This window comes from Enterobacter cloacae complex sp. IR5450, from assembly GCF_049238665.1.
GTDB lineage: Bacteria > Pseudomonadota > Gammaproteobacteria > Enterobacterales > Enterobacteriaceae > Enterobacter > Enterobacter hormaechei_C.
In genome coordinates this window covers 52007-74204 of the sequence record NZ_JBMKIC010000011.1, presented here as the reverse complement: position 1 = coordinate 74204, position 22198 = coordinate 52007, and the positions used below count along the sequence as shown (strand labels likewise).

Genomic DNA, 22198 nt, shown 5'->3' with positions numbered 1-22198 from the left:
TCAACGCACCCTGCGGGCAGTGAGGTCAGGTAGCGCTTCATTTGACAATTCGCATAACTGTGCAGATTGTTATGGAGTAACACCTGAATTTGTGCGGCGGATCGAGACATGTTTAAAAATGGCTTGCCATATTAAACGTTGTGTGTGATAACACGTTTTGGGTCAAACGAGGTACAGTTCTGTTTATGTGTGGCATTTTCAGTAAAGAAGTCCTGAGTAAACACGTTGTCGTTGAATACCGCTTCTCTGCCGAACCTTATATTAGTGCCTCAAGCAGTAATGTCTCAGTTTTATCTATGTCAAAGCCCGCGGGCTAAGAAAACACTCTAAGGAATTTTGCAAATGGCAAAGATTAAAGGTCAAGTTAAGTGGTTCAACGAGTCTAAAGGTTTTGGTTTCATTACTCCTGCTGACGGCAGCAAAGACGTGTTCGTACACTTCTCTGCAATCCAGGGTAACGGCTTCAAAACTCTGGCTGAAGGCCAGAACGTTGAGTTCGAAATTCAGGATGGCCAGAAAGGCCCAGCTGCGGTTAACGTAACTGCTATCTGATCGAATCACTGCTGACTGAAGCGCTCAGCGCTTCGATCCCAGACATAAGCCTCGCCGATGCGGGGCTTTTTTATTCGCTTATTTTTCAAAATATTACGTAATCCTCCGCTGTTATTATCTTGTTGCAAACCCGCGAGAATATTAGCATTGTTTTCCCGCCTTATTATCAGCTTTTCCCGTTAAATCAGGGCGTTGATCAACAGCCCTGGGGTTAAGGTGAAAAAAAAGACAATAACGACCACCGGAAACTTTACTCCGGCACGTTTTGCACTTCTGTGTCTCGCTATCTTTTGTAGTCTTGCGTTTCTGCTGGGCCGCGTGGCGTGGCTGCAAATTATCAAACCGGATAATCTGGTTAAGCAGGAGGATATGCGCTCCCTGCGCGAAGTGGCGATAGACGCCCCGCGGGGGATGATTGTGGACCGTGAAGGACGACCCCTTGCGGTGAGCGTACCTGTCCAGGCCGTCTGGGCCGATCCCAAAACAGTGCTGGAAAAAGGGGGGATCGGTTATGATTCGCGCTGGCAGGCCCTGGCAAATGCCTTACACCTTTCTCTGAGCACGCTCGCATCGCGAATCAACAGTAACCCGCACGGGCGATTTATTTACCTTGCCCGTCAGGTTGATCCCTCCCAGGCAAAGTGGATCGATAAGCTGCGTCTTCCGGGTATCAACCTTCGCGATGAGTCCCGCCGCTTTTATCCTGCCGGGCACGTGGCGGCGAACCTGATTGGCTTCACCAATATTGATGGTCAGGGCATTGAGGGTGTCGAGAAAAGCTTCAACACGCAGCTTACCGGGAAGGCAGGCGTGCGGCTGGTCAGGAAAGATCGCTACGGACATGTGGTGGAGAACCTCACGGAGGTGGCTCCCGTACCTGCACATAATATCCAGCTTAGTATCGATGAACGCCTGCAAACTATCACCGAAGACGCGCTGGATAATGCCGTGGCGTGGAACAAAGCTGAGTCAGGCGCGTCGGTGCTAATTAATATCCAGACGGGCGAAATTCTGGCAATGGCGAGCTTCCCCGACTTCAACCCCAACAACCGGGAAGGGGCAACGCTGGATGATTTTCGCAATCGCGCGATCAGCGACACCTTTGAACCTGGCTCTACCGTTAAGCCTCTGGTGCTGATGACGGCGCTACAGCAGGGGCTGGTACAGCCTGACAGCGTCATAGACACGCATCCCTACACCATTGATGGCCATCGTATCCGCGATGTGGGCTACTATCCCGAGCTGACGATGACCGGCATCCTGCAAAAATCCAGTGACACGGGCGTGTCCCGTCTTTCGCTGGCGATGCCTGCGCAACGGTTACTGGATACCTATAAACACTTTGGCTTTGGCGAGAGTACCGGGCTTGGCTTAACGGGAGAAAGCGCAGGTTTACTGCCGCAGCGGAAATTCTGGAGCCAGTTAGACCGGGCGACCTTTGCCTTTGGATATGGCCTGATGGTAACCCCCCTCCAGCTGGCGCATGTGTATGCCACCATCGGCAGCTATGGCATTGAACGGCCTCTGTCCATCACCCGAATCGATCCGCCGGTGATTGGCAAGCGGGTGATGCCCGAGGAAATTGTTCACGAGGTGGAGCACATGATGGAGAGCGTCGCATTACCCGGCGGTGGTGGAATCAAAGCGGCGGTGCGTAACTATCGCGTGGCGATAAAAACCGGGACGGCCAAAAAAATCGATGAACACGGTAAGTATGTGGATAAATACGTCGCCTATACCGCAGGCGTTGCGCCTGCCAGCGATCCCCGTTTTGCGCTGGTGGTGGTGATTAACGATCCGCAAAACGGTGCCTATTACGGCGGGGCCGTTTCCGCGCCCGTTTTCAGCGAAATTATGGGGAACGTTCTGCGTCTGGAAAACGTAAAGCCTGACGGGCTGCCGGCAGATTCTGACCATCTGATCGTGATGCATCACCCAGCCGTTTATAACCCTGGCGAATAGCGGTACACTTCGCCTTTTGGTTTACGCCCTGGAGCTGTCATGTCTTTCAGTTGTCCCCTTTGCCACGCGCCGCTGACGCGCGCGGAGAAAACGTTTATCTGTCCACAGGGACATCAGTTTGACCGGGCGAAAGAGGGCTATGTAAATCTTCTGCCGGTACAGCACAAGCGCTCCCGGGACCCGGGTGACAGCGCGGAGATGATGCAGGCGCGCCGGGCGTTTCTCGATGCCGGGCATTATCAACCGCTCAGGGATGCCGTTGTCGCCTTACTCCGTGAATATCTGACAGAAGGCGCATCCGCCATGCTGGATATCGGCTGCGGCGAAGGCTACTACACCGCCACGTTTGCTGACGTGGCGGCTGAGAAGGGCGCCGAAACGTACGGGCTGGACGTATCTAAAGTGGCTATCCGTGCGGCAGCCAAACGCTACTCAGCGGTAACGTTCTGCGTGGCCTCCAGCCACCGCCTGCCGTTTGAAAAAGCGAGTATGGACGCCGTGGTGCGTATCTATGCGCCGTGCAAGGCAGAGGAGCTGGCGCGCGTCGTTAAGCCCGGTGGCTGGGTTATCACCGTCACGCCAGGGCCGCGTCATCTGCTGGAGCTAAAAGGGCTGATCTATGATGAAGTTCACCTGCATGCGCCGCACTCTGAACAGCTGGCAGGCTTTGCGTTAAAGCAGGCGCAGTCGGTAGCGTATGAAATGATGTTGCAGGGAAGTGAAGCGGTGGCGTTACTGCAAATGACGCCGTTTGCGTGGCGGGCAAAACCAGAGGTGTGGGAAACGCTGGCAGCGCAGACAGAATTTCGCTGCCAGACGGATTTCAGCATCCATTGCTGGCAGCGCGAAGGTTAACCCGCGAAGTGTGCCCAAAGGATTTGGGCACCAATCCCGATCAACAAGGTACCGCCCAGAATTTCGGCGCGTTTGCCTAACAGCGGGCCAATGAACCGACCCACCATCATCCCCAGCGTTGACATGATCAGCGTGGCGCAGCCAATCGCCAGCGCGGTGGCGATAATATTGACCTGCAAAAACGCCAGACCGACACCCACGGCCATTGCATCCAGGCTGGTTGCGATGGCGGTTGTCACCAGAAGCCAGAAGCCGTGGCGTTGCAGCGGCGCATCATCTTCATCGCCGTTGCCACGAAAACCTTCAATCACCATACGTCCGCCGAGGAACACCAGCAGCACGAAAGCAATCCAGTGATTCCACTCCAGCACAAACTGGCTGGCGAGCATCCCCAGTCCCCAGCCGATAAGCGGCGTCAGCGTTTCGATAGCGCCAAAGATGAGACCGGTACGCAGGGCTTCGGAAAATTTAGGTTTATGGAGAGTGGCACCTTTGCCGATAGAGGCGGCAAATGCGTCCATGGACATGCCAAAAGCCAGAAGGATCGTAGCGGAGATATTCATAAGAGCGTCCAGACCGGGGATATCCATATGACACATCACTGCCCCCAGTAAACAGCAGTTGATGTATCTATGGTCTCGCCTGATCGCTTCTGGCACAGTAATTGTGCTTAAAAACGATCCGTACGCGCCACGTTTTTCAACGAGTATGTTGACACGTACATTTCCCGCAGGCAGGAAATCGGCTACTCCCCAACGACGGGCGCAACCTTAACATATTTTGAGAATATAAAACAACAACGAAGATGGCTTTATATAGCCACTATGTTGATAACGATTTTCATTTAGATTTATGCGTGAAAATATCGTTAATAAATATAAGTCAATTAACAGAGGAGATATAGCACCGGCTATATTGCTGGTTCAAGAATAATGCAATATATAGCCGATGCTATAATTATAAATCATTGAGTTTTAACAAGTAATTTGTATATCTTTTCCAGGTCATCAATATTTCTGACCCGGATGAGCAGGCGGCGTTGTTCTAATTGCATCACCAGAACCCCGTCTTCGGATAAATTCATCTCTTTAATACGGTTATATTCTATCCAGACATTGGCGAAGAAGAATCCGTGTTTTTTAAAAATGAGTTTTGGCGAGCGGATCCAGAACAGGTAAATCGCCATTAATGCCAGCGCACATAATAACCATGTGGTTAATATTGCGCCGTGGCTGGTCACATTATTGTAAATGAGGATGACTACCAGACCGGCGAAGATAAACGCATCAATACGTCCACGGCGTAAGAGGGGAAGGGTCAGCAGCGTCTCGCCGTGGCGGCGAGGCATAATAAACTCGTCATAGATCGCGTAAGCCAGAAGGGCAACAATAAATAAAACCAGTACGGTGTCCGTGACAGTCATTCATCCTCCAGATAAAAAGACCGGGGGCAAGCCCCCGGTCAGTAAAGCATTTTATTACAGACCCAGCAGGCCGACAGCGTAGCCCGCGATACCGATGACGAAGAAGCCAACGATGATCCAAAGCGGGTTCACTTTCTTACGCAGCAGCCACATACAGGCGAAGGTTAACAGCAGCGGTACCAGGCCCGGCATCAGCTGGTCCAGAATGGTCTGCACGGTGGTAACGCGCGTCTGACCATCCTGACCGGTGATCGTTGATACCACCAGCGGGATGTTTACGTGCGTCCACTTGTTAACCAGCGCCCCCATTACAAACAGGCCGAGAATTGACGCCCCCTCAGTCAGTTTTTGCAGGAAGCCGCCGCCCATATCCTTAACGATATCCACACCTTTACGATAGCCGTATGCCACGCCGTAGTAACGGGTCAGCAGACGCACCGCGTTGAACAGGATGAAGAACAGCAGAGGACCGAGCAGGCTGCCGCTCATGGCGATCCCGGCGCCCAGCGCCGCAAAGACCGGACGCACGGTACCCCAGAAAATCGGGTCGCCCACGCCTGCCAGCGGCCCCATCAGACCAACTTTGATACCGTTGATGGCACCATCGTCGATTTCAGCCCCGTTCGCACGCTGCTCTTCCATCGCCAGCGTCACGCCCAGAACCGGCGCCGCAACATAAGGATGGGTGTTGAAGAATTCCAGATGACGCTTAATTGCCTGACGGCGTGCTTCGTTGTTTTCCGGATACAGGCGTTTGATGGCCGGCACCATGGAGAAGCAGAAGCCGAGCGCCTGCATACGTTCGAAGTTCCATGAACCCTGAAACAGGTTAGAACGGATGAACACGCCACGAATATCACCCGGAGTGAGTTTTTTCTCAGTGGTAGTTTTTGTCATATCAACCATTTCGCTCACCTGTTAGTCCAGTTCGTTATCGAGATCGTTGTTACCAGCAGCCTGCGCAGGGGCACCCGCGACACGGTTGTATTTCGGGCTGAGCTGGATATAAAGAATCGCCATCACCGCACCAATCACACCCAGCGCAACCAGGTTGAAGTTGGTGAACGCAGCGGTAACGAAGCCGAGGTAGAAGAATGGCATCAGGTAGCCCGCGCGCATCATGTTGATGACCATCGCATAACCGACCACCACGATCATACCCCCGGCGATATTCAGACCGCTGGTGACCACTTCAGGGATCGCATTCAGCATGCCCTGAACTTCGCTGGTACCGACAGAAATCGCCACGATAACTGCAGGGATCGCGATACGCATCGCTTGCAGGAACAGGGAAGAAACGTGGATCCAGGAGAGCGCGGTGAGGTTGCCGTTTTCGGCCGCCTTATCCGCCGCGTGCTGGAAGGCCACGGTAATAGTACGGACAATAATGGTCAGCACCTGACCCGCTGCGGCCAGCGGGATGGCCAGCGCGATACCGGCACCAATACTCTGATGACCGGCGATAACCAGAACGGTCGAAATAATGGACGCCAGCGCGGCATCTGGCGCAACTGCCGCACCGATGTTCATCCAGCCGAGGGCGATCATTTCCAGGGTACCACCGATGATGATACCGGTTTTCATGTCACCGAGAACGGCGCCAATCAACGTACAGGCCACCAGAGGGCGGTGGAACTGAAATTCATCAAGTACGGACTCCATACCCGCAATACACGCGACGATGAACACCAGCACAATCTGAAGAGTAGTAATCTCCATTGCACTTCTCCTATTACATAAGCTCTATATGAAAAACCGGCCCGGGCTTATTTCCCCACTTTGCCGATCAAATCCATCATTTTCAGTTTCTGATCCGTGGAAACCTTACGGGCTTCCAGCTCGATACCGCGTGCATTCAGCTTGTTGAAGGCCTCGATATCTTTCGCATCCACTGAAATCGCGTTGTTGACCTGCGTTTTGCCCTGACGGAAAGCCATACCGCCAATGTTAACGGAGGTGATTTTCACGCCGCCTTCAACAATGCGTTCGACGTCTGTCGGGTTGGTGAAGAGAAGCATCACGCGCTCACCCGCATATTTCGGGTTGTTGTAAACGCGGATCATCTTGGCGACATCCACGACGTGCGCGGTGACGCCCGGCGGTGCAACCTGGGTAAGAAGGGTTTTACGGACAGTGTCGGCGGCCACTTCGTCACTGACCACGATGATGCGTTGTACGTTGGTCTCTTTGGTCCAGCGCGTCGCCACCTGGCCGTGGATTAGACGGTCATCAATACGCGCAAGGCCGATAACCATGTAATCGTTCGGACCCATTGGCTTCGCCGGTGCAGCGGCTTTTGGTGCAGCAGGGGCAGGGGCAGGTTTTTCAACCGGCTGCGCTTTCAGCGCCTTCACCCCTTCGCGACCGGTTTCCACCGCCAGCGCCACCAGCTCGTCAAAGCCTGGGTTGTCGTCACGCGCCATGAAGGTTTCCACCAACATCGGGATATTCACCCCGGCGACGACTTCATAATGCTCTTTATCGACGACAATGCGGCTGGCAGCGTTGAACGGGCTGCCGCCCCATGTATCCACGAGAAACAGCACGCCTTTGCTGGTATCCAGCTTCTCAAGCTGAGCAGTGTATTTTTCAATCAGCGTCTCGGCATTTTCACCGGGAACGAAATCGATCCAGCCGACGTTTTCCTGCTCGCCCAACAGCATTTCTGCCGTTTTGAGTAACTGCTCCGCAGCCCAACCATGTGTGCCTATGACAATAGCAATGGTCACTTGCTACCTCCTTTTATTATCATTTATACGTCTGCCAGGCAGGCGTACTGAGAATCGTATTGGCGAACCGAATCGATTCAGATAAGGGTTAGAGTTCAAAAAAACTAAGACTTCCGCGAATTATTTTAGATAGTGAAAAAATAATTTATGTGATGAAGATCCGTAATTTAGCTACGCCTTACAGATTTTTCTCTAAGATAATCCGCGTGTGTTACAGAAGTTTGCAAAGGAACGTAAATCTTTGCTAAAAACCAATTGTCTCTGATATGTTTAGCGTCCGTTTAATTATTCAGGAGTATAGGGCTACAGCCCACTATATGGACCGTCACCGACGTCAGTCATCTTCCAGGCCATTCCGCGCCTTAATCACCGGCGATCTTCGCCACGCATCGACTCTCATTCCCTTTGAAATGCCCGACATTAGCGGGGCACCGTTTTGTCATTCCTTTAGCAGGAGCGTGTCATGGAATTCTTAATGGACCCGTCAATCTGGGTAGGCTTGCTTACGCTGGTCGTGCTGGAGATCGTTCTCGGTATTGATAACCTGGTGTTTATCGCCATCCTCGCAGATAAACTGCCGCCGAAACAGCGTGATAAAGCCCGTCTGATCGGCCTCTCACTGGCGCTGATCATGCGTCTGGGCTTACTGTCTGTTATCTCGTGGATGGTCACCCTAACGAAGCCCCTGTTCACCGTCATGGATTTCATCTTCTCCGGCCGCGATTTAATTATGCTGGTAGGGGGACTGTTCCTGCTGTTCAAAGCCACAACAGAGCTGCATGAACGGCTGGAGAACCGGCAGCACGATGATGGCCACGGTAAGGGTTATGCCAGCTTCTGGGTGGTTGTTCTCCAGATTGTGGTGCTTGATGCGGTCTTCTCACTGGATGCGGTGATTACGGCGGTCGGCATGGTGAACCATCTGCCGGTGATGATGGCGGCGGTGGTGATTGCGATGGCGGTAATGCTGCTGGCGTCGAAACCGCTGACGCGTTTCGTCAACCAGCATCCGACGGTCGTTGTGCTGTGTCTGAGCTTCCTGCTGATGATTGGTCTGAGCCTGGTGGCAGAAGGGTTTGGCTTCCATATTCCGAAAGGCTACCTGTACGCCGCGATTGGCTTCTCGATTCTGATCGAGCTGTTTAACCAGATTGCGCGCCGTAACTTTATTAAGCAGCAGTCGAATCAGCCGCTGCGAGCCCGTACCGCAGATGCGATTCTGCGACTGATGGGCGGGCGTCGTCAGGTGAACGTGCAGGCTGATAACGAGAACCGCAACCCGGTTCCGGTGCCGGAAGGCGCGTTTGTGGAAGAAGAACGCTACATGATCAATGGCGTGCTTTCGCTGGCTTCCCGCTCCCTGCGCGGTATTATGACGCCGCGCGGCGAAATCAGCTGGGTGGACGCCAACCTGAGCGTCGACGAAATTCGTCAGCAGCTGCTCTCCTCGCCGCACAGCCTGTTCCCGGTCTGCCGGGGTGAGCTGGATGAGATCATCGGTGTGGTACGCGCGAAAGAGATGCTGGTGGCGCTGGAAGAGGGCGTTAACGTCGAGGCCGTAGCGGCCGCGTCGCCCGCTATCGTGGTGCCTGAAACGCTGGATCCGATCAACCTGCTGGGCGTATTGCGCCGTGCTCGCGGGAGCTTTGTTATCGTCACCAACGAATTTGGTGTGGTACAGGGCCTGGTGACGCCGCTGGACGTGCTGGAAGCCATTGCCGGTGAATTCCCTGATGCGGATGAAACCCCGGAAATCGTTGCCGACGGTGACGGCTGGCTGGTGAAAGGCACCACCGACATGCACGCACTCTCGCACACGCTGGGCGTCGAAAACGTGGTCAATGATGATGAAGATATTGCCACCGTGGCGGGGCTGGTGATCTCCGTTAACGGGCAGATCCCGCGTATCGGTGATGTGCTGGAGCTGCCGCCGCTGCAAATTACCATCGTCGAAGCCAACGACTATCGCGTTGATATGGTGCGTATTGTTAAAGAGCACTCTGCGCACGATGAAGAAGAGTAACGTTATCTAGCGTAACGGCAGTAAGGGCACGATGTGTCCGTTGTGACGGGCTGGCGGAGAGTGACTTTCCGCCAGCCATTTCGGAAACTCGCGCAGCGGCATTGGCCGCGCATACAAGTACCCCTGCAAAATATGTACGCTGTGACGGCGCAGGTAGCGTGACTGCTCCTCGGTTTCCACCCCTTCCGCAACCAGTTCAATATTCAGCCGCTGGCCAAGCGCAATAATAATATCTGTTACCGTTGAGTTCACGGCGTCGGTGCCGATCGCGGTGGTGAAGGATTTATCAATTTTCAGCACATCCGGATGCAGTTTTTCTAGCCATGAAAGTGAGCTGTTGCCGGTACCAAAATCATCAATCGCAAGTTTCACCCCTTTGCGGTGCAGCTCCCGCACGATGCGGTAATCCACATCCAGCAACGCATCGCGTTCGGTTAACTCCACGATCAACTGTTGAACAGGGCTGGCGTTAAACCAGATGCGGTTGAGATCCTGGATAAGCGCAGCGCGGCGAAAATGGCTGGCGGCCACGTTAATGCCGATATGGAAATCGCGCGAGGCAGGGAAATAGCCTATCTGCCGCACCGTTTCGCTGATGACGTAGCGGGTAAGCGGAACAATCAGGTTATGTTCTTCGGCCAGAGGGATAAAGACATCGGGCGAAATCCATCCCTGACGCGGGTTGTTCCAGCGCAGGAGGATCTCGACGCCGGCGCATTCCCGGGTGCGGGCATTCACCAGCGGCTGGCAGAAGAGTTCAAACTCCCTGGCCGCAATTCCCATATTGATTTCCCAGGTGAAACTTATGCGCCGCGCCGTGGCGAGCCAGGCGATATAGCCCATCAGTAAGCTGAGCATCAACGCCAGCGGCAGCTGGGTGGGCAGATTTTTTAACGCCATTTCGCCAGGCCCGGGGCCGCTCACCGTGACGCTGAAAGGGTAATGTTGTGACGACTGTTCCAGCAGGGAGGCGTTTTCATCGAAGGTCGGCGTAGTCGTCACCTGTTGCCCGTCGCGGAGGAAGTTATCTCCTACTCTCAGGACAACGTCGGTGATCTGCGGCCGCTGCGGCTCGAGAATCATTTTAGTGATGAGATCGATATTCACCACCTCCATCACCCCGTCGTTGCCGTCGCCCGCAACGGGAGACCACTGAATCAGTACCGGGCTGCCTTTTACCAGCCACCGGTCAGTCGACAGCAGCAGCCTGGATTCACTGACTGGAAGCTCCGGCACAAACTCACTGACGGGCACATTACGGCTGCCAAAGACGCTTGAGCAATACAGTATTCCGTCTTGAATGAGGGCGATGGAGCGTACGGTCTGGAGGATCGCCGCCTGTTTTCGCAGGATTAGATTTGCTTCGGAACAGGGTATGCCAACCAGTGAAAGTAGCGTTTCACGCTGGACCTCTAACGAGAGAAGCACCTTATCAAGCGCACGCACGGTGTGGTGGGTAAAGTCGTGGATCCGATCCTGATTTATGTTGCGCTGTGAAATAAAGCGAATGCCCAGCGTCAGGACGAGCGTAACGAGCGCAACCGTGACACAGACGATAACGCGTTTTCGGCGATAGTCTTTAATGATCGTTTGTGCAGTTTGCATGAACGGTCGCCTGTTAAGCACCGGCCAGAAAAGCCAGACGCAACAGTGACAGTGTAGTGGGGAATACGTGAAGCGACGAGACGAGAGGGGAAAATTCGCCCATCCGTTGCAGATGGGCGAAAGGAAGGCTTAGTCGCACTGCACCTTAATGGCCAGACCGCCGCGCGAGGTCTCACGGTACTTCGCGTTCATGTCCTTGCCGGTTTCGTACATGGTTTCAATAACCTTATCCAGCGACACGCGTGGCTCGCTGGTACGGCGCATCGCCATACGCGAGGCGTTGATCGCTTTGACGGAGGCGATGGCGTTACGCTCAATGCACGGCACCTGCACCTGACCGGCAACCGGGTCACAGGTCAGACCGAGGTTGTGCTCCATACCGATTTCCGCCGCCACGCACACCTGCTCAGGGCTGGCGCCCAACAGTTCCGCCAGACCCGCTGCCGCCATAGAGCAGGCCACGCCCACTTCACCCTGACAGCCTACTTCGGCACCAGAGATGGACGCATTCATTTTGTACAGCGCGCCGATAGCGCCTGCCGCGAGGAAATAACGGATATAGATATCCGGTGTCACGGGCTCAATAAAGTGATCGTAATAGGCCAGCACCGCCGGAACGATACCGCACGCGCCGTTGGTCGGCGCCGTCACCACGCGACCACCCGCTGCGTTCTCTTCGTTAACCGCGAGGGCAAACATGTTCACCCAGTCGACCACGTTCATTGGGTCATTGGAGAACTTGTCGGTGGTGACCAGCATGCGGCGCAGCGCAGAGGCACGACGCGGTACGCGCAGAGGCCCAGGCAGAACACCCTCGGTGTTCATCCCGCGGTCAATACAGGCGCGCATGGTTTGCCACACGTTAGCAAAATAGTCTTCGATCTCTTTCTTGCTGTGCAGCGCCAGTTCGTTCTGCATCACCATGCCGGACAGGGACAGACCGGTCTCTTTGCAGTAGCCCAGCATCTCGGTGGCCGATTTAAACGGATAGGGCACATTGACGTCGCCCGCGCTCTCTTTACCAAAGTGTTCTTCGTCAACGATAAAGCCGCCGCCGATGGAGTAGTAGGTTTTACTGTAGATCTCTTTTTCGCCGCTCCAGGCGTGGATGGTCATGCCGTTTTCATGCAGCGGCAGGTTGTCGCTACGAAAACGCATCCCGTCATCCTGCGGGAAGTCCACTTCGTGCTGACCGTTAGCCAGCAGTAAGCGTCCGCGCGTTTCCACGTCGCGGATAAATGCCGGAATGGCATCAATATCAACAGTGTCCGGCATATTGCCTGCCAGACCCATAATAATGGCGATATCGGTGTGGTGGCCTTTACCCGTTAATGACAGTGAACCGTAAACGTCTACGGCGACACGGGTAACGCTTTCCAGTAATCCTTTTTCGACCAGATCATCGACGAACTGTTTTCCGGCCTTCATCGGCCCTACAGTGTGGGAAGAGGAAGGACCAATCCCCACTTTGAACATGTCGAATATACTAATCACTTTCACACTCCTGACAGGGTTACTGGGGTTCCAGTAACGATGTTATAACTGCGCATAGTGTAAGAGGGAACACCAACCTCGGCTTAACTATTCACATGAATTAAACTAATGGTTAACGATGGTTTTGCTAATAGCGCGACGCCGATCGCAAACCTGCCAGAAAAGGGTGGAATGTAAAGTATAGTCAAGGCTTCAGGCCGATTTGCAGGGCCAGCTCACGAATGATGCCTGCCGTCATGCCCCAGACAAAATAATGCTGATACCACGACAGCCAGACCCGATGATCGTGTCCGCGGCGGTGAATATCCAGTGGGTGATAGCGGCCCAGACGAAGGGCCTCTTCCAGCGGCATTTCGAACACCGCTGAAACTTCATCGACGCTGGCGTGATACTGAAGATCGGGCGGAATAATGCCAACGACCGGCGTGACCTGAAAACCGGTTACGCTGTCCACTGGCGGCAGCACGCCGATCACCTCGACTGTCTCCGGGGGGATCGCCACTTCCTCATGCGCTTCACGCAGTGCGGCGGCAATCAGGGATGCATCGGTGCTGTCCACCGCGCCGCCCGGAAACGCAACCTGACCGGCGTGTTTTCGCATATGCGGTGAGCGCTGGGTAAGCAACAGACCCGGCTGCTCACGGCGCACGACCGGGATCAGCACCGCCGCCTGACGTTGATTCAGCGTGGCGCGGCTAACCTGGGGCCGCAGAAGCTGAAAGCGCGACAGAAAATCATCCAGCGTCAGGTTGTCTTTCTTCACCGTGAGTTCTCCAGTTGTTTCAGGATACGATTCACTTTATCAAAGGTTTCCTGATATTCCGCCTCGACCTGGCTATCGGCCACAATGCCACCGCCTGCGGAACAGTACAGTTTACCGTCGCACGCCGTCAGGGTGCGAATAGTGATGCTGGTATCCATGGTGCCGCACAGACTCACATAGCCGATGCTGCCGCACCAGGCGTTGCGGCGATGTGGTTCCAGTTCGTCGATGATCTCCATCGCCCGGACCTTCGGCGCGCCGGTGATGGAGCCGCCCGGAAACGCGGCGCGGAGCAGATCGCAGGCGGTTCGCGAGGCCGGCAGGCGTGCGGTGATGGTGCTGACCAGATGATGCACCGCCGGGAAAGGCTCCACGACGAACAGCTCCGGCACGCGCACGCTGCCCGGCTCGGCGACGCGACCAATATCATTGCGCATCAGATCGACAATCATCAGGTTTTCGGCACGATCTTTGGGAGAGGCCGCCAGCGTCTCCGCCTGCTGGCGGTCGGCGTCGGCGTTGGCAAGGCGCGGCAGTGTGCCCTTTATTGGGCGGGTCTGAATCATACCGTCAGCCAGGTGGATAAAACGCTCAGGCGAAAGGCTGAGTATGGCGCCGTGTTCAAAGCGTAAAAATGCACTGAACGGGGCCTTATTGCTGGCATTGAGGCGGGTAAACGCCTGCCATTCGTCTCCCTTGTACGCCGCCTGGAAACGCTGGGCAAGGTTGACCTGATAACAGTCGCCACTGTGAAGATACGCCTGCACACGGGAGAATTTTTCCGCGTATTCCTCCGCGCTCATGTTCGAGCGCCAGCCGGAGGTCAGCATAAAGTGTTCCGGGGCGGCGGGCCGTTGCGCCTCAAGCCAGGCCAGACGCGCCTGTACGTCCCGGTGGCTCAGCAGAGAAACCGTCTGCTTACGGTGATCCACGATCAGCGCCCAGTCATACAGCCCCACCGCCATATCCGGCAGGGAAATATCCGCCTGCGCATGCTCAGGCAGCGTTTCGAAACGGCGACCCAGATCGTAACCAAACAGGCCCAGCGCGCCCCCCTGGAAAGGCAGATCCGGATCAGGTGTGGCAGTTAAGCCCAGAGCATCGATCTCGTTCTGAAGCCGCATCAGCGGATCGTCCGTTGGCGACAGCGCATCGGTCGTCAGCGTTTTAACCGGGTCGGCCACCAGAATATCAAAGCGGCTGTAGGGGTGATCCGCATGGCCGGAGTGCAGCAGCATGGCAAAAGGAAGGTGGCTCAGACGGGCAAACCAGAACTCCGCGGCGTCAGCACGCCAGGGCAAGGTCATAACAGTGGGGAAGCGCATGTTCATGTATGGCATACTACCGGGCAGCGTGAAATAATTAGCGCGAATAATTTAGCAGGAGTTAACGATGTTTGCAGGTTTACCTTCTCTCAGCCATGACCAACAGCAGAAAGCCGTTGAACGTATTCAGGAGCTGATGTCCCAGGGGATGAGCAGCGGACAGGCAATTTCCCAGGTCGCGGAAGAACTTCGCGCCACCCATACCGGCGAGCGGATCGTGGCGCGCTTTGAGGATGAAGATGAAGAATAACCGGCTTACACTGCCGCGATAATCTTGATCTCAACCTTATATTCCGGTTTCATCAGCGTGGCCTGTACGGTGCAGCGTACAGGCGCGTGACCCGCCACCACCCACGCATCCCATGCTTTATTCATCGCCGCGAAATCGTCTTTATTCGCCAGAAAAATCGTCGCATCCAGAATGCGGGATTTGTCGCTGCCCTGTTTTTCCAGTACGGCGTCGATCTGCGCCAGGGTGTTGGCGGTCTGCTCGAAGGCGTCGGCGTCCAGATTGGCAGGGACGCCGGTGTAGTACAGCGTCTGGTTGTGGATCACCACATCAGACCAGCGGGCTTCGGCATCAATGCGCGTAATTGTCATAAACGTATCCTCGTTATCTTTCGTCGTCAGGCGGCAAGACTGCCATAATGTTCCGCCGTCGTCACTATTTGGGGTGGCACCGGAGAGAAGGGGCTGACATAATCCCTGTGCAAAAATACAGTGAGAGAACACCGTGGCAGACGATTTTTCCCCAGAGGGTCAGTTAGCACAGGCTATTCCCGGCTTTAAACCGCGCGAACCCCAACGTCAGATGGCGCATGCCGTTGCGCACGCTATCGACAAGGCGCAGCCGCTGGTCGTGGAGGCCGGTACCGGTACGGGGAAAACGTATGCTTACCTCGCTCCTGCGCTGCGGGCGAAAAAGAAGGTGATCATCTCTACGGGATCAAAAGCGCTCCAGGATCAGCTCTACAGCCGCGATTTACCCACGGTGGCGAAAGCGCTGAAATACAAAGGGCGTCTGGCCTTGCTGAAAGGGCGTTCTAACTACCTGTGTCTGGAGCGTCTTGAACAGCAGGCGCTGGCGGGCGGCGACCTGCCGGTACAAACCCTGAGCGATGTGATCGTCCTGCGCGCCTGGGCCAACCAGACGGAGGAGGGGGACATCAGCACCTGCGCGAGCGTGCCGGAAGACTCCCCGGCCTGGCCGCTGGTGACCAGCACCAATGACAACTGCCTCGGCAGCGACTGCCCGCTGTATAAAGACTGTTTTGTGGTGAAAGCGCGTAAAACCGCGATGGACGCCGACGTGGTGGTGGTGAACCATCACCTGTTTCTTGCGGATATGGTGGTCAAGGACAGTGGTTTCGGCGAGCTGATCCCGGAGGCGGAGGTGATGATCTTCGATGAAGCCCATCAGCTACCGGACATCGCCAGCCAGTATTTTGGGCAGTCGCTTTCCAGCCGTCAGCTTCAGGATCTGGCGAAAGATATTACCATTGCCTATCGCACCGAACTCAAAGATACCCAGCAGTTGCAGAAGTGCGCGGACCGCCTGGCGCAATGCGCACAGGACTTCCGCTTACAGCTTGGCGAGCCGGGCTATCGCGGCAACCTGCGCGAACTGCTCGCAGACAAAAATATCCAGCGCGCGCTGCTGCTGCTCGATGATGCCCTTGAACTCTGTTACGACGTGGCGAAGCTGTCCCTCGGACGTTCAGCGCTGCTGGACGCCGCCTTCGAGCGCGCCACGCTTTACCGTGGGCGGCTGAAGCGGCTGAAAGAGATCAACCAGCCGGGCTACAGCTACTGGTACGAATGTACCTCGCGCCACTTCACCCTGGCGCTCACGCCGCTGACCGTTGCTGATAAATTTAAAGAGGTGATGGCGCAAAAGCCCGGCACCTGGGTCTTTACCTCGGCCACGCTGTCGGTCAATGACGATCTGCACCACTTTACCGAGCGCCTCGGCATTGAGCAGGCGGAATCCCTGCTTCTGCCGAGCCCGTTCGACTATGAGAGACAGGCGCTGCTGTGCGTGCCGCGCAATCTGCCGCTGCCTAACCAGCCGGGCGCGGCGCGACATCTGGCGGCCATGCTGAAGCCGATGATCGAGGCCAACAACGGGCGCTGCTTTATGCTCTGCACCTCACACGCCATGATGCGCGATCTGGCCGAGCAGTTCCGCGCCACCATGACGCTACCGGTGCTGTTGCAGGGGGAGACCAGTAAAGGCCAGCTGCTCCAGCAGTTTGTCAGCGCCGGTAATGCCCTGCTGGTGGCGACCAGTAGTTTCTGGGAAGGGGTAGACGTGCGCGGCGACACGCTCTCGCTGGTGATTATCGATAAGCTGCCGTTCACATCGCCGGACGATCCGCTTCTGAAAGCGCGCATGGAGGACTGCCGTCTGCGCGGGGGCGATCCGTTCGACGACGTCCAGCTGCCGGACGCGGTCATCACGCTTAAACAGGGGGTAGGGCGACTGATCCGCGACGTCACCGATCGCGGGGTGCTGGTGATCTGCGACAACCGCCTGGTGATGCGTCCCTACGGCGCGACCTTCCTCGCCAGCCTGCCGCCCGCGCCGCGCACGCGGGATATTAAACGCGCGGTCCGCTTCCTGGCGAACCCGACGGCGGAGTAATTCTTCCCGGAGTGTGTTAAGATGCGCGCCATTTTGTGACTGACCATTGCGAGAGCGCGACGACTGATGCGAATTCTGGCTATTGATACCGCGACAGAGGCCTGTTCCGTTGCCCTGTGGAACGACGGTACGATTTTTGCTCATTTCGAAGAGTGCCCACGGGAACACACCCAACGTATTCTGCCCCTGGTAAAAACCATTTTAACCGAGGGCAACACCGCCCTGACTGACCTCGACGCGCTGGCCTACGGCCGTGGTCCGGGCAGCTTTACGGGCGTACGTATCGGGATTGGCATTGCGCAGGGGCTGGCGCTGGGCGCTGACCTGCCGATGATCGGCGTCTCCACGCTTGCGACCATGGCCCAGGGAGCATGGCGCATGACCGGCGCCACCCGCGTGCTGGCTGCGATTGATGCCCGCATGGGGGAAGTCTACTGGGCGGAGTACACCCGTGACGAAAACGGCGTCTGGCACGGCGAAGAGACGGAAGCGGTGCTTAAACCTGAAGCCGTCACCGGGCGCCTGAAACAGCTCTCCGGTGAGTGGGCGACGGTCGGAACCGGCTGGGCGGCGTGGCCGGAGATGGCGAAGGACACCGGCCTTACGCTGGTGGACGGTAACATGCTCCTGCCCGCCGCCGAAGATATGCTGCCGATTGCCTGTCAGCTGTTTGCCGCAGGAAAAACCGTGGCGGTTGAACACGCTGAACCGGTTTATTTACGAAACACCGTCGCGTGGAAGAAACTTCCTGGCCGCGAGTGAATCTCAGTAACAGGAACTGAGAAAAAGGAGTCGCATCATGGCGGTTCAGACTAAAGTTGTACGCTTTTTTATGGCAGGCGCGGTTGCCATAGCACTGAGCGGGTGCGTCACCGTTCCTGATGCGATCAAGGGCACCAGCCCGACGCCACAGCAGGATCTGGTACGCGTGATGAATGCCCCGGAGCTGTATGTCGGGCAGGAAGCGCGGTTTGGCGGCAAGGTGGTTGAAGTGCTAAACCAGCAGGGGAAAACCCGGCTGGAGATTGCCACCGTTCCACTGGACGACGGTGCGCGGCCTGTTCTGGGTGAAGCCTCGCGCGGGCGGATCTACGCTGACGTCAGCGGCTTCCTCGATCCGGTAGATTTCCGCGGGCAGCTGGTGACCGTCGTCGGGCCGATTACCGGTTCGGTGGCGGGGAAAATCGGCAATACGCCATACAAATTTATGACCATGCAGGTGAACGGCTACAAACGCTGGCGTATCGCCCAGCAGGTGGTGATGCCGCCACAGCCAATCGATCCGTGGATGTGGGGACCGCATCCGTATCGTTACGGCTACGGTGGCTGGGGGTGGTACAATCCAGGCCCTGCACAGGTTCAAACAATAGTAACTGAGTAAGTTACTGTTATTGCTAGGAAAGAGACAGCGGCTCAGCCGCTGTCTCTGTTTTTTGACGGATAAAACGAAAAAAAAGAGTGACGCGCTTCGCAACCTGCAATCTGAACAATTAATAAACTGGTACGCTGAGTTAATATAATGTTAACAAACTGTTTATTATCGGGGCTGTGATGACGACGAACACTCATTTCAGAGGTGATGCATTGAAAAAGGTTTGGCTTAACCGTTATCCCGCGGATGTCCCTGCGGAGATCAATCCTGACCGTTATCAATCCCTGATTGAACTATTTGAACACTCGGTACGGCGCTACGCTGACCAGCCCGCGTTTGTGAATATGGGCGAAGTGATGACCTTCCGTAAGCTGGAAGAACGCAGCCGGGCGTTTGCGGCCTATTTACAGGAAGGGTTGGGCTTGCAGAAAGGGGATCGCGTCGCGCTGATGATGCCAAACCTTCTGCAATACCCGGTGGCGCTGTTCGGCATCCTCAGGGCAGGGATGATCGTGGTTAACGTTAACCCGCTCTATACCCCGCGCGAGCTGGAACATCAGTTGAATGACAGCGGCGCGGCGGCGATTGTGATTGTCTCCAACTTTGCCCACACGCTGGAAAAAGTCGTTGAAAAAACTCAGGTTAAGCACGTCATCCTGACGCGCATGGGTGACCAGCTCTCTACCGCGAAAGGTACGCTGGTCAACTTTGTCGTTAAATACGTTAAGCGGCTGGTGCCGAAATACCACCTGCCGGATGCCATCTCCTTCCGCCGCGCCCTGCATGCGGGCTACCGGATGCAATACGTAAAGCCGGAGATCGTGTCCGAGGATCTGGCCTTCCTGCAATACACGGGCGGCACCACCGGCGTGGCGAAAGGGGCGATGCTGACCCACCATAACATGCTGGCGAACCTTGAGCAGGTTAACGCCACCTACGGGCCGCTGCTGCACCCGGGCAAGGAGCTGGTGATCACCGCGCTTCCGCTGTATCACATTTTTGCGCTGACCATGAACTGCCTGCTGTTTATCGAGCTTGGCGGTCAAAACGTATTGATCACCAACCCGCGCGATATCCCGGGGCTGGTCAAAGAGCTGGCGAAATACCCGTTCACCGCCATGACCGGCGTGAACACCCTGTTTAACGCGCTGCTTAACAATAAAGAGTTCCAGCAGCTCGATTTCTCCACGCTGCACCTCTCCGCGGGCGGCGGGATGCCGGTTCAGCAGGCTGTTGCCGAGCGCTGGGTGAAACTCACCGGGCAGTACCTGCTGGAAGGCTATGGCCTGACGGAGTGCGCCCCGCTGGTCAGCGTTAACCCGCATGACATCGACTACCACAGCGGCAGTATCGGTCTGCCGGTCCCGTCGACGGAAGCAAAACTGGTGGATGATGAGGATAACGAAGTGCCTCACGGTGAGCCAGGGGAGCTGTGTGTCAGAGGGCCGCAGGTGATGCTGGGCTACTGGCAACGTCCGGATGCCACGGATGAGATCATCAAAGACGGCTGGCTGCACACGGGCGACATCGCGGTGATGGATGACGAAGGCTTCCTGCGCATCGTCGATCGCAAGAAAGACATGATCCTTGTGTCAGGGTTTAACGTCTATCCGAACGAAATCGAAGACGTGGTGATGCAGCACAGCGGCGTGCTGGAAGTGGCGGCGGTGGGCGTTCCTTCCGGCAGCAGCGGTGAAGCGGTGAAGATATTTGTGGTCAAGAAAGATCCTTCTCTGACCGAGGATGCGCTGATAACGTTCTGTCGCCGTCAGCTGACGGGCTATAAAGTGCCGAAGCTGGTGGAATTCCGGGATGAGCTGCCGAAATCCAACGTCGGGAAGATATTACGACGAGAATTACGTGACGAAGCCCGTGCCAAAGTGGACAATAAGGCCTGAGCTTCACGTTAATCGCCCAGACGCCGGTTAAGCCGGCGTTTTTTATGGGCGCAAACAAAAGAGAGTCCGATTTGAATTACCAGATGATCACTACCAACGACGAGCTGGCTTCGCTGTGCGAGGTGACGCGTGAATTTCCCGCTATCGCCCTGGATACGGAATTTGTCCGCACCCGAACGTACTATCCGCAGCTGGGTCTGATTCAGATGTATGACGGCAAACACGTGTCATTGATTGACCCCCTCGGCATTACCGACTGGGCGCCAATGCGCGAGCTGTTGCTGGATACCGCCGTGACCAAATATCTGCACGCGGGCAGTGAAGATCTGGAAGTCTTTCTCAACACTTTTGGCATCATGCCGCAGCCGCTGATTGATACCCAGATCCTCGCGGCGTTCAGCGGTCGTCCGCTCTCCTGGGGCTTCGCCGCGATGGTGGAAGAGTACACCGGTCTGACGCTGGATAAGAGCGAATCGCGTACCGACTGGCTCGCGCGTCCCCTAACGGCGCGTCAGCTTGAATACGCCGCGGCAGACGTCTTTTACCTTCTTCCAATTGCCGGCCAGCTTATGAAAGAGGCTGAGGCGTCCGGCTGGCTGTCTGCCGCACTGGACGAGTGCCGCATGACGCAGCAGCGTCGTCAGGAAGTGGTTGATCCGAAAGAGGCCTGGCGTGACATCACCAACGCCTGGCAGCTGCGCACCCGCCAGCTGGCCTGTCTGCAACTGCTGGCTGACTGGCGTCTGCGTAAAGCACGTGAGCGCGATCTGGCGGTTAACTTCGTGGTGCGTGAAGAACACCTGTGGGCGGTGGCGCGCTATATGCCGGGTAGCCTTGGCGAACTGGACAGCATTGGCCTTTCCGGGAGTGAGATCCGTTTCCACGGTAAAACGCTGCTCGCGCTGGTAGAGAAAGCTCAGCAGCTGCCGGAGGACGCACTGCCAGAACCACTGCTTAACCTGATGGATATGCCGGGCTACCGCAAGGCATTCAAAGATATCAAAGCGCTGGTGCAGACGGTGGCGGGGGAAAGCAAACTCAGTGCCGAACTGCTGGCTTCACGTCGTCAGATTAACCAGCTGCTGAACTGGCACTGGAAGTTGAAACCGCAAAATGGTTTACCGGAGCTGGTCGCCGGATGGCGGGGGGAACTGATGGCCGAACGCCTGAATACCCTGCTGGAAGGGTATCCGCGCTAAAGAATTGTAGCCCCGGTAAGCGCAGCGCCACCGGGGAAATTGCCGGGTGGCGCGTTGCTTGCCCGGCCTACAAAACCACAACCGGATTAACGCGACTCTTCCGCTTCCGGAAGCGTGACGTTCAGCTCCAGAATCGAAATATCCCCGTCTTTTTGCTCCAGCTGAACGGTGACCATTTCCGGGTCAATCTGCACGTATTTGCAGATCACTTCCAGAATGTCTTTGCGCAGCTGCGGCAGGTAGTGCGGTTCGGCGTCGCTACGACGACGTTCCGCCACAATGATTTGCAGACGTTCTTTTGCGATGTTGGCGGTGCTTTTTTTCCGCGAGAGAAAAAAGTCCAGTAATGCCATA

At 56.0% G+C, this 22198-nt stretch carries 22 protein-coding genes, 1 pseudogene and 1 riboswitch; of the genes and pseudogenes, 12 read left to right on the top strand and 11 right to left on the bottom strand.

Features of this window, described 5'->3' with window-relative positions:
- Positions 1–185 precede the first annotated feature (185 nt).
- The 4 genes and pseudogenes from ACOTYB_RS11125 (at position 186) to rlmA (ending at position 3369) form a co-directional block, all read left to right on the top strand.
- Positions 186–330: pseudogene (locus ACOTYB_RS11125) on the top strand (DUF2627 domain-containing protein).
- Positions 331–342: 12 nt separating this feature from the next.
- Entirely contained in the window at positions 343–552 is a 210-nt protein-coding gene (cspE, locus tag ACOTYB_RS11120; protein WP_001062678.1) for a transcription antiterminator/RNA stability regulator CspE, read from the top strand.
- A 216-nt stretch (positions 553–768) separates the two neighbouring features.
- Complete coding sequence (gene ftsI / locus ACOTYB_RS11115; protein WP_421765811.1) at positions 769–2514, top strand: peptidoglycan glycosyltransferase FtsI; 1746 nt, start codon at positions 769–771, stop codon at positions 2512–2514.
- A gap of 39 nt (positions 2515–2553) precedes the next feature.
- Positions 2554–3369 carry a 23S rRNA (guanine(745)-N(1))-methyltransferase gene (rlmA, locus tag ACOTYB_RS11110; RefSeq protein ID WP_220153144.1) on the top strand — a complete coding sequence of 272 codons (816 nt, stop codon included), beginning with the start codon at positions 2554–2556 and terminating at the stop codon, positions 3367–3369.
- Here rlmA and mntP read toward each other — a convergent pair.
- The 5 genes from mntP to manX form a co-directional block, all read right to left on the bottom strand.
- A complete protein-coding gene (mntP, locus tag ACOTYB_RS11105; protein ID WP_220153143.1) occupies positions 3366–3932 on the bottom strand; it encodes a manganese efflux pump MntP in 567 nt (188 codons plus the stop codon). The two genes, rlmA and mntP, sit on opposite strands and share 4 nt — an antisense overlap.
- A gap of 1 nt (position 3933) precedes the next feature.
- Positions 3934–4135: riboswitch (yybP-ykoY riboswitch) on the bottom strand.
- 198 nt (positions 4136–4333) lie between these two features.
- A complete protein-coding gene (locus ACOTYB_RS11100; protein WP_003859912.1) occupies positions 4334–4792 on the bottom strand; it encodes a DUF986 family protein in 459 nt (152 codons plus the stop codon).
- 54 nt (positions 4793–4846) lie between these two features.
- Complete coding sequence (locus ACOTYB_RS11095; protein ID WP_006810994.1) at positions 4847–5698, bottom strand: PTS mannose transporter subunit IID; 852 nt, start codon at positions 5696–5698, stop codon at positions 4847–4849.
- A 12-nt stretch (positions 5699–5710) separates the two neighbouring features.
- On the bottom strand, positions 5711–6511 hold the full coding sequence (gene manY / locus ACOTYB_RS11090) for a PTS mannose transporter subunit IIC (RefSeq protein WP_003859914.1): 801 nt from the start codon (positions 6509–6511) through the stop codon (positions 5711–5713).
- A 47-nt stretch (positions 6512–6558) separates the two neighbouring features.
- A complete protein-coding gene (manX, locus tag ACOTYB_RS11085) occupies positions 6559–7521 on the bottom strand; it encodes a PTS mannose transporter subunit IIAB (protein WP_022651434.1) in 963 nt (320 codons plus the stop codon).
- A gap of 266 nt (positions 7522–7787) precedes the next feature.
- On the opposite strand from manX, the gene ACOTYB_RS11080 reads away from it, so the two are divergent.
- Entirely contained in the window at positions 7788–7997 is a 210-nt protein-coding gene (locus ACOTYB_RS11080; RefSeq protein WP_071785693.1) for a protein YoaL, read from the top strand.
- Entirely contained in the window at positions 7985–9544 is a 1560-nt protein-coding gene (gene yoaE / locus ACOTYB_RS11075) for a CNNM family cation transport protein YoaE (RefSeq protein WP_220316930.1), read from the top strand. Before ACOTYB_RS11080 ends, yoaE begins: the two co-directional genes overlap by 13 nt.
- 6 nt (positions 9545–9550) lie before the next feature.
- Here yoaE and ACOTYB_RS11070 read toward each other — a convergent pair whose 3' ends face one another.
- The 4 genes from ACOTYB_RS11070 to pabB form a co-directional block, all read right to left on the bottom strand.
- Positions 9551–11149, bottom strand: a complete 1599-nt coding sequence (locus tag ACOTYB_RS11070; RefSeq protein ID WP_045329810.1) for an EAL domain-containing protein — start codon at positions 11147–11149, stop codon at positions 9551–9553.
- Positions 11150–11278: 129 nt separating this feature from the next.
- Positions 11279–12643, bottom strand: coding sequence for an L-serine ammonia-lyase (gene sdaA, locus ACOTYB_RS11065; protein WP_003859920.1), 1365 nt, complete (start codon positions 12641–12643; stop codon positions 11279–11281).
- Between the two features lie 184 nt (positions 12644–12827).
- Positions 12828–13406 carry a CoA pyrophosphatase gene (locus ACOTYB_RS11060; protein ID WP_003859921.1) on the bottom strand — a complete coding sequence of 193 codons (579 nt, stop codon included), beginning with the start codon at positions 13404–13406 and terminating at the stop codon, positions 12828–12830.
- A complete protein-coding gene (pabB, locus tag ACOTYB_RS11055) occupies positions 13403–14737 on the bottom strand; it encodes an aminodeoxychorismate synthase component 1 (RefSeq protein WP_045343589.1) in 1335 nt (444 codons plus the stop codon). Before pabB ends, ACOTYB_RS11060 begins: the two co-directional genes overlap by 4 nt.
- Before the next feature lie 61 nt (positions 14738–14798).
- Between pabB and ACOTYB_RS11050 the strand changes: the two genes are divergently transcribed.
- The gene (locus ACOTYB_RS11050; protein ID WP_003859925.1) at positions 14799–14981 is read left to right on the top strand and encodes a YoaH family protein; all 183 of its coding nucleotides are present in this window, start codon (positions 14799–14801) and stop codon (positions 14979–14981) included.
- A 5-nt stretch (positions 14982–14986) separates the two neighbouring features.
- On the opposite strand, the gene ACOTYB_RS11045 is transcribed toward ACOTYB_RS11050, so the two are convergent.
- The gene (locus tag ACOTYB_RS11045) at positions 14987–15331 is read right to left on the bottom strand and encodes a RidA family protein (protein ID WP_003859927.1); all 345 of its coding nucleotides are present in this window, start codon (positions 15329–15331) and stop codon (positions 14987–14989) included.
- Positions 15332–15464: 133 nt separating this feature from the next.
- Here ACOTYB_RS11045 and ACOTYB_RS11040 point away from each other — a divergent pair, with 133 nt between their 5' ends.
- From ACOTYB_RS11040 to rnd, 5 genes are all read left to right on the top strand, one after another.
- Positions 15465–17375, top strand: coding sequence for an ATP-dependent DNA helicase (locus tag ACOTYB_RS11040; RefSeq protein ID WP_003859928.1), 1911 nt, complete (start codon positions 15465–15467; stop codon positions 17373–17375).
- Positions 17376–17441: 66 nt separating this feature from the next.
- The gene (gene tsaB, locus ACOTYB_RS11035) at positions 17442–18137 is read left to right on the top strand and encodes a tRNA (adenosine(37)-N6)-threonylcarbamoyltransferase complex dimerization subunit type 1 TsaB (protein ID WP_032658967.1); all 696 of its coding nucleotides are present in this window, start codon (positions 17442–17444) and stop codon (positions 18135–18137) included.
- A 37-nt stretch (positions 18138–18174) separates the two neighbouring features.
- Positions 18175–18756: a Slp family lipoprotein gene (locus ACOTYB_RS11030; RefSeq protein ID WP_003859931.1), complete on the top strand. Its 582-nt coding sequence runs from the start codon at positions 18175–18177 to the stop codon at positions 18754–18756.
- 203 nt (positions 18757–18959) lie between these two features.
- Positions 18960–20645 (top strand): long-chain-fatty-acid--CoA ligase FadD, encoded by a 1686-nt coding sequence (fadD, locus tag ACOTYB_RS11025; protein WP_072206304.1) that lies wholly within the window; start codon positions 18960–18962, stop codon positions 20643–20645.
- An 83-nt stretch (positions 20646–20728) separates the two neighbouring features.
- Positions 20729–21844, top strand: a complete 1116-nt coding sequence (rnd, locus tag ACOTYB_RS11020; RefSeq protein ID WP_122959317.1) for a ribonuclease D — start codon at positions 20729–20731, stop codon at positions 21842–21844.
- 86 nt (positions 21845–21930) lie between these two features.
- Here rnd and minE read toward each other — a convergent pair whose 3' ends face one another.
- Entirely contained in the window at positions 21931–22197 is a 267-nt protein-coding gene (gene minE, locus ACOTYB_RS11015) for a cell division topological specificity factor MinE (RefSeq protein WP_003859937.1), read from the bottom strand.
- Position 22198 lies beyond the last annotated feature (1 nt).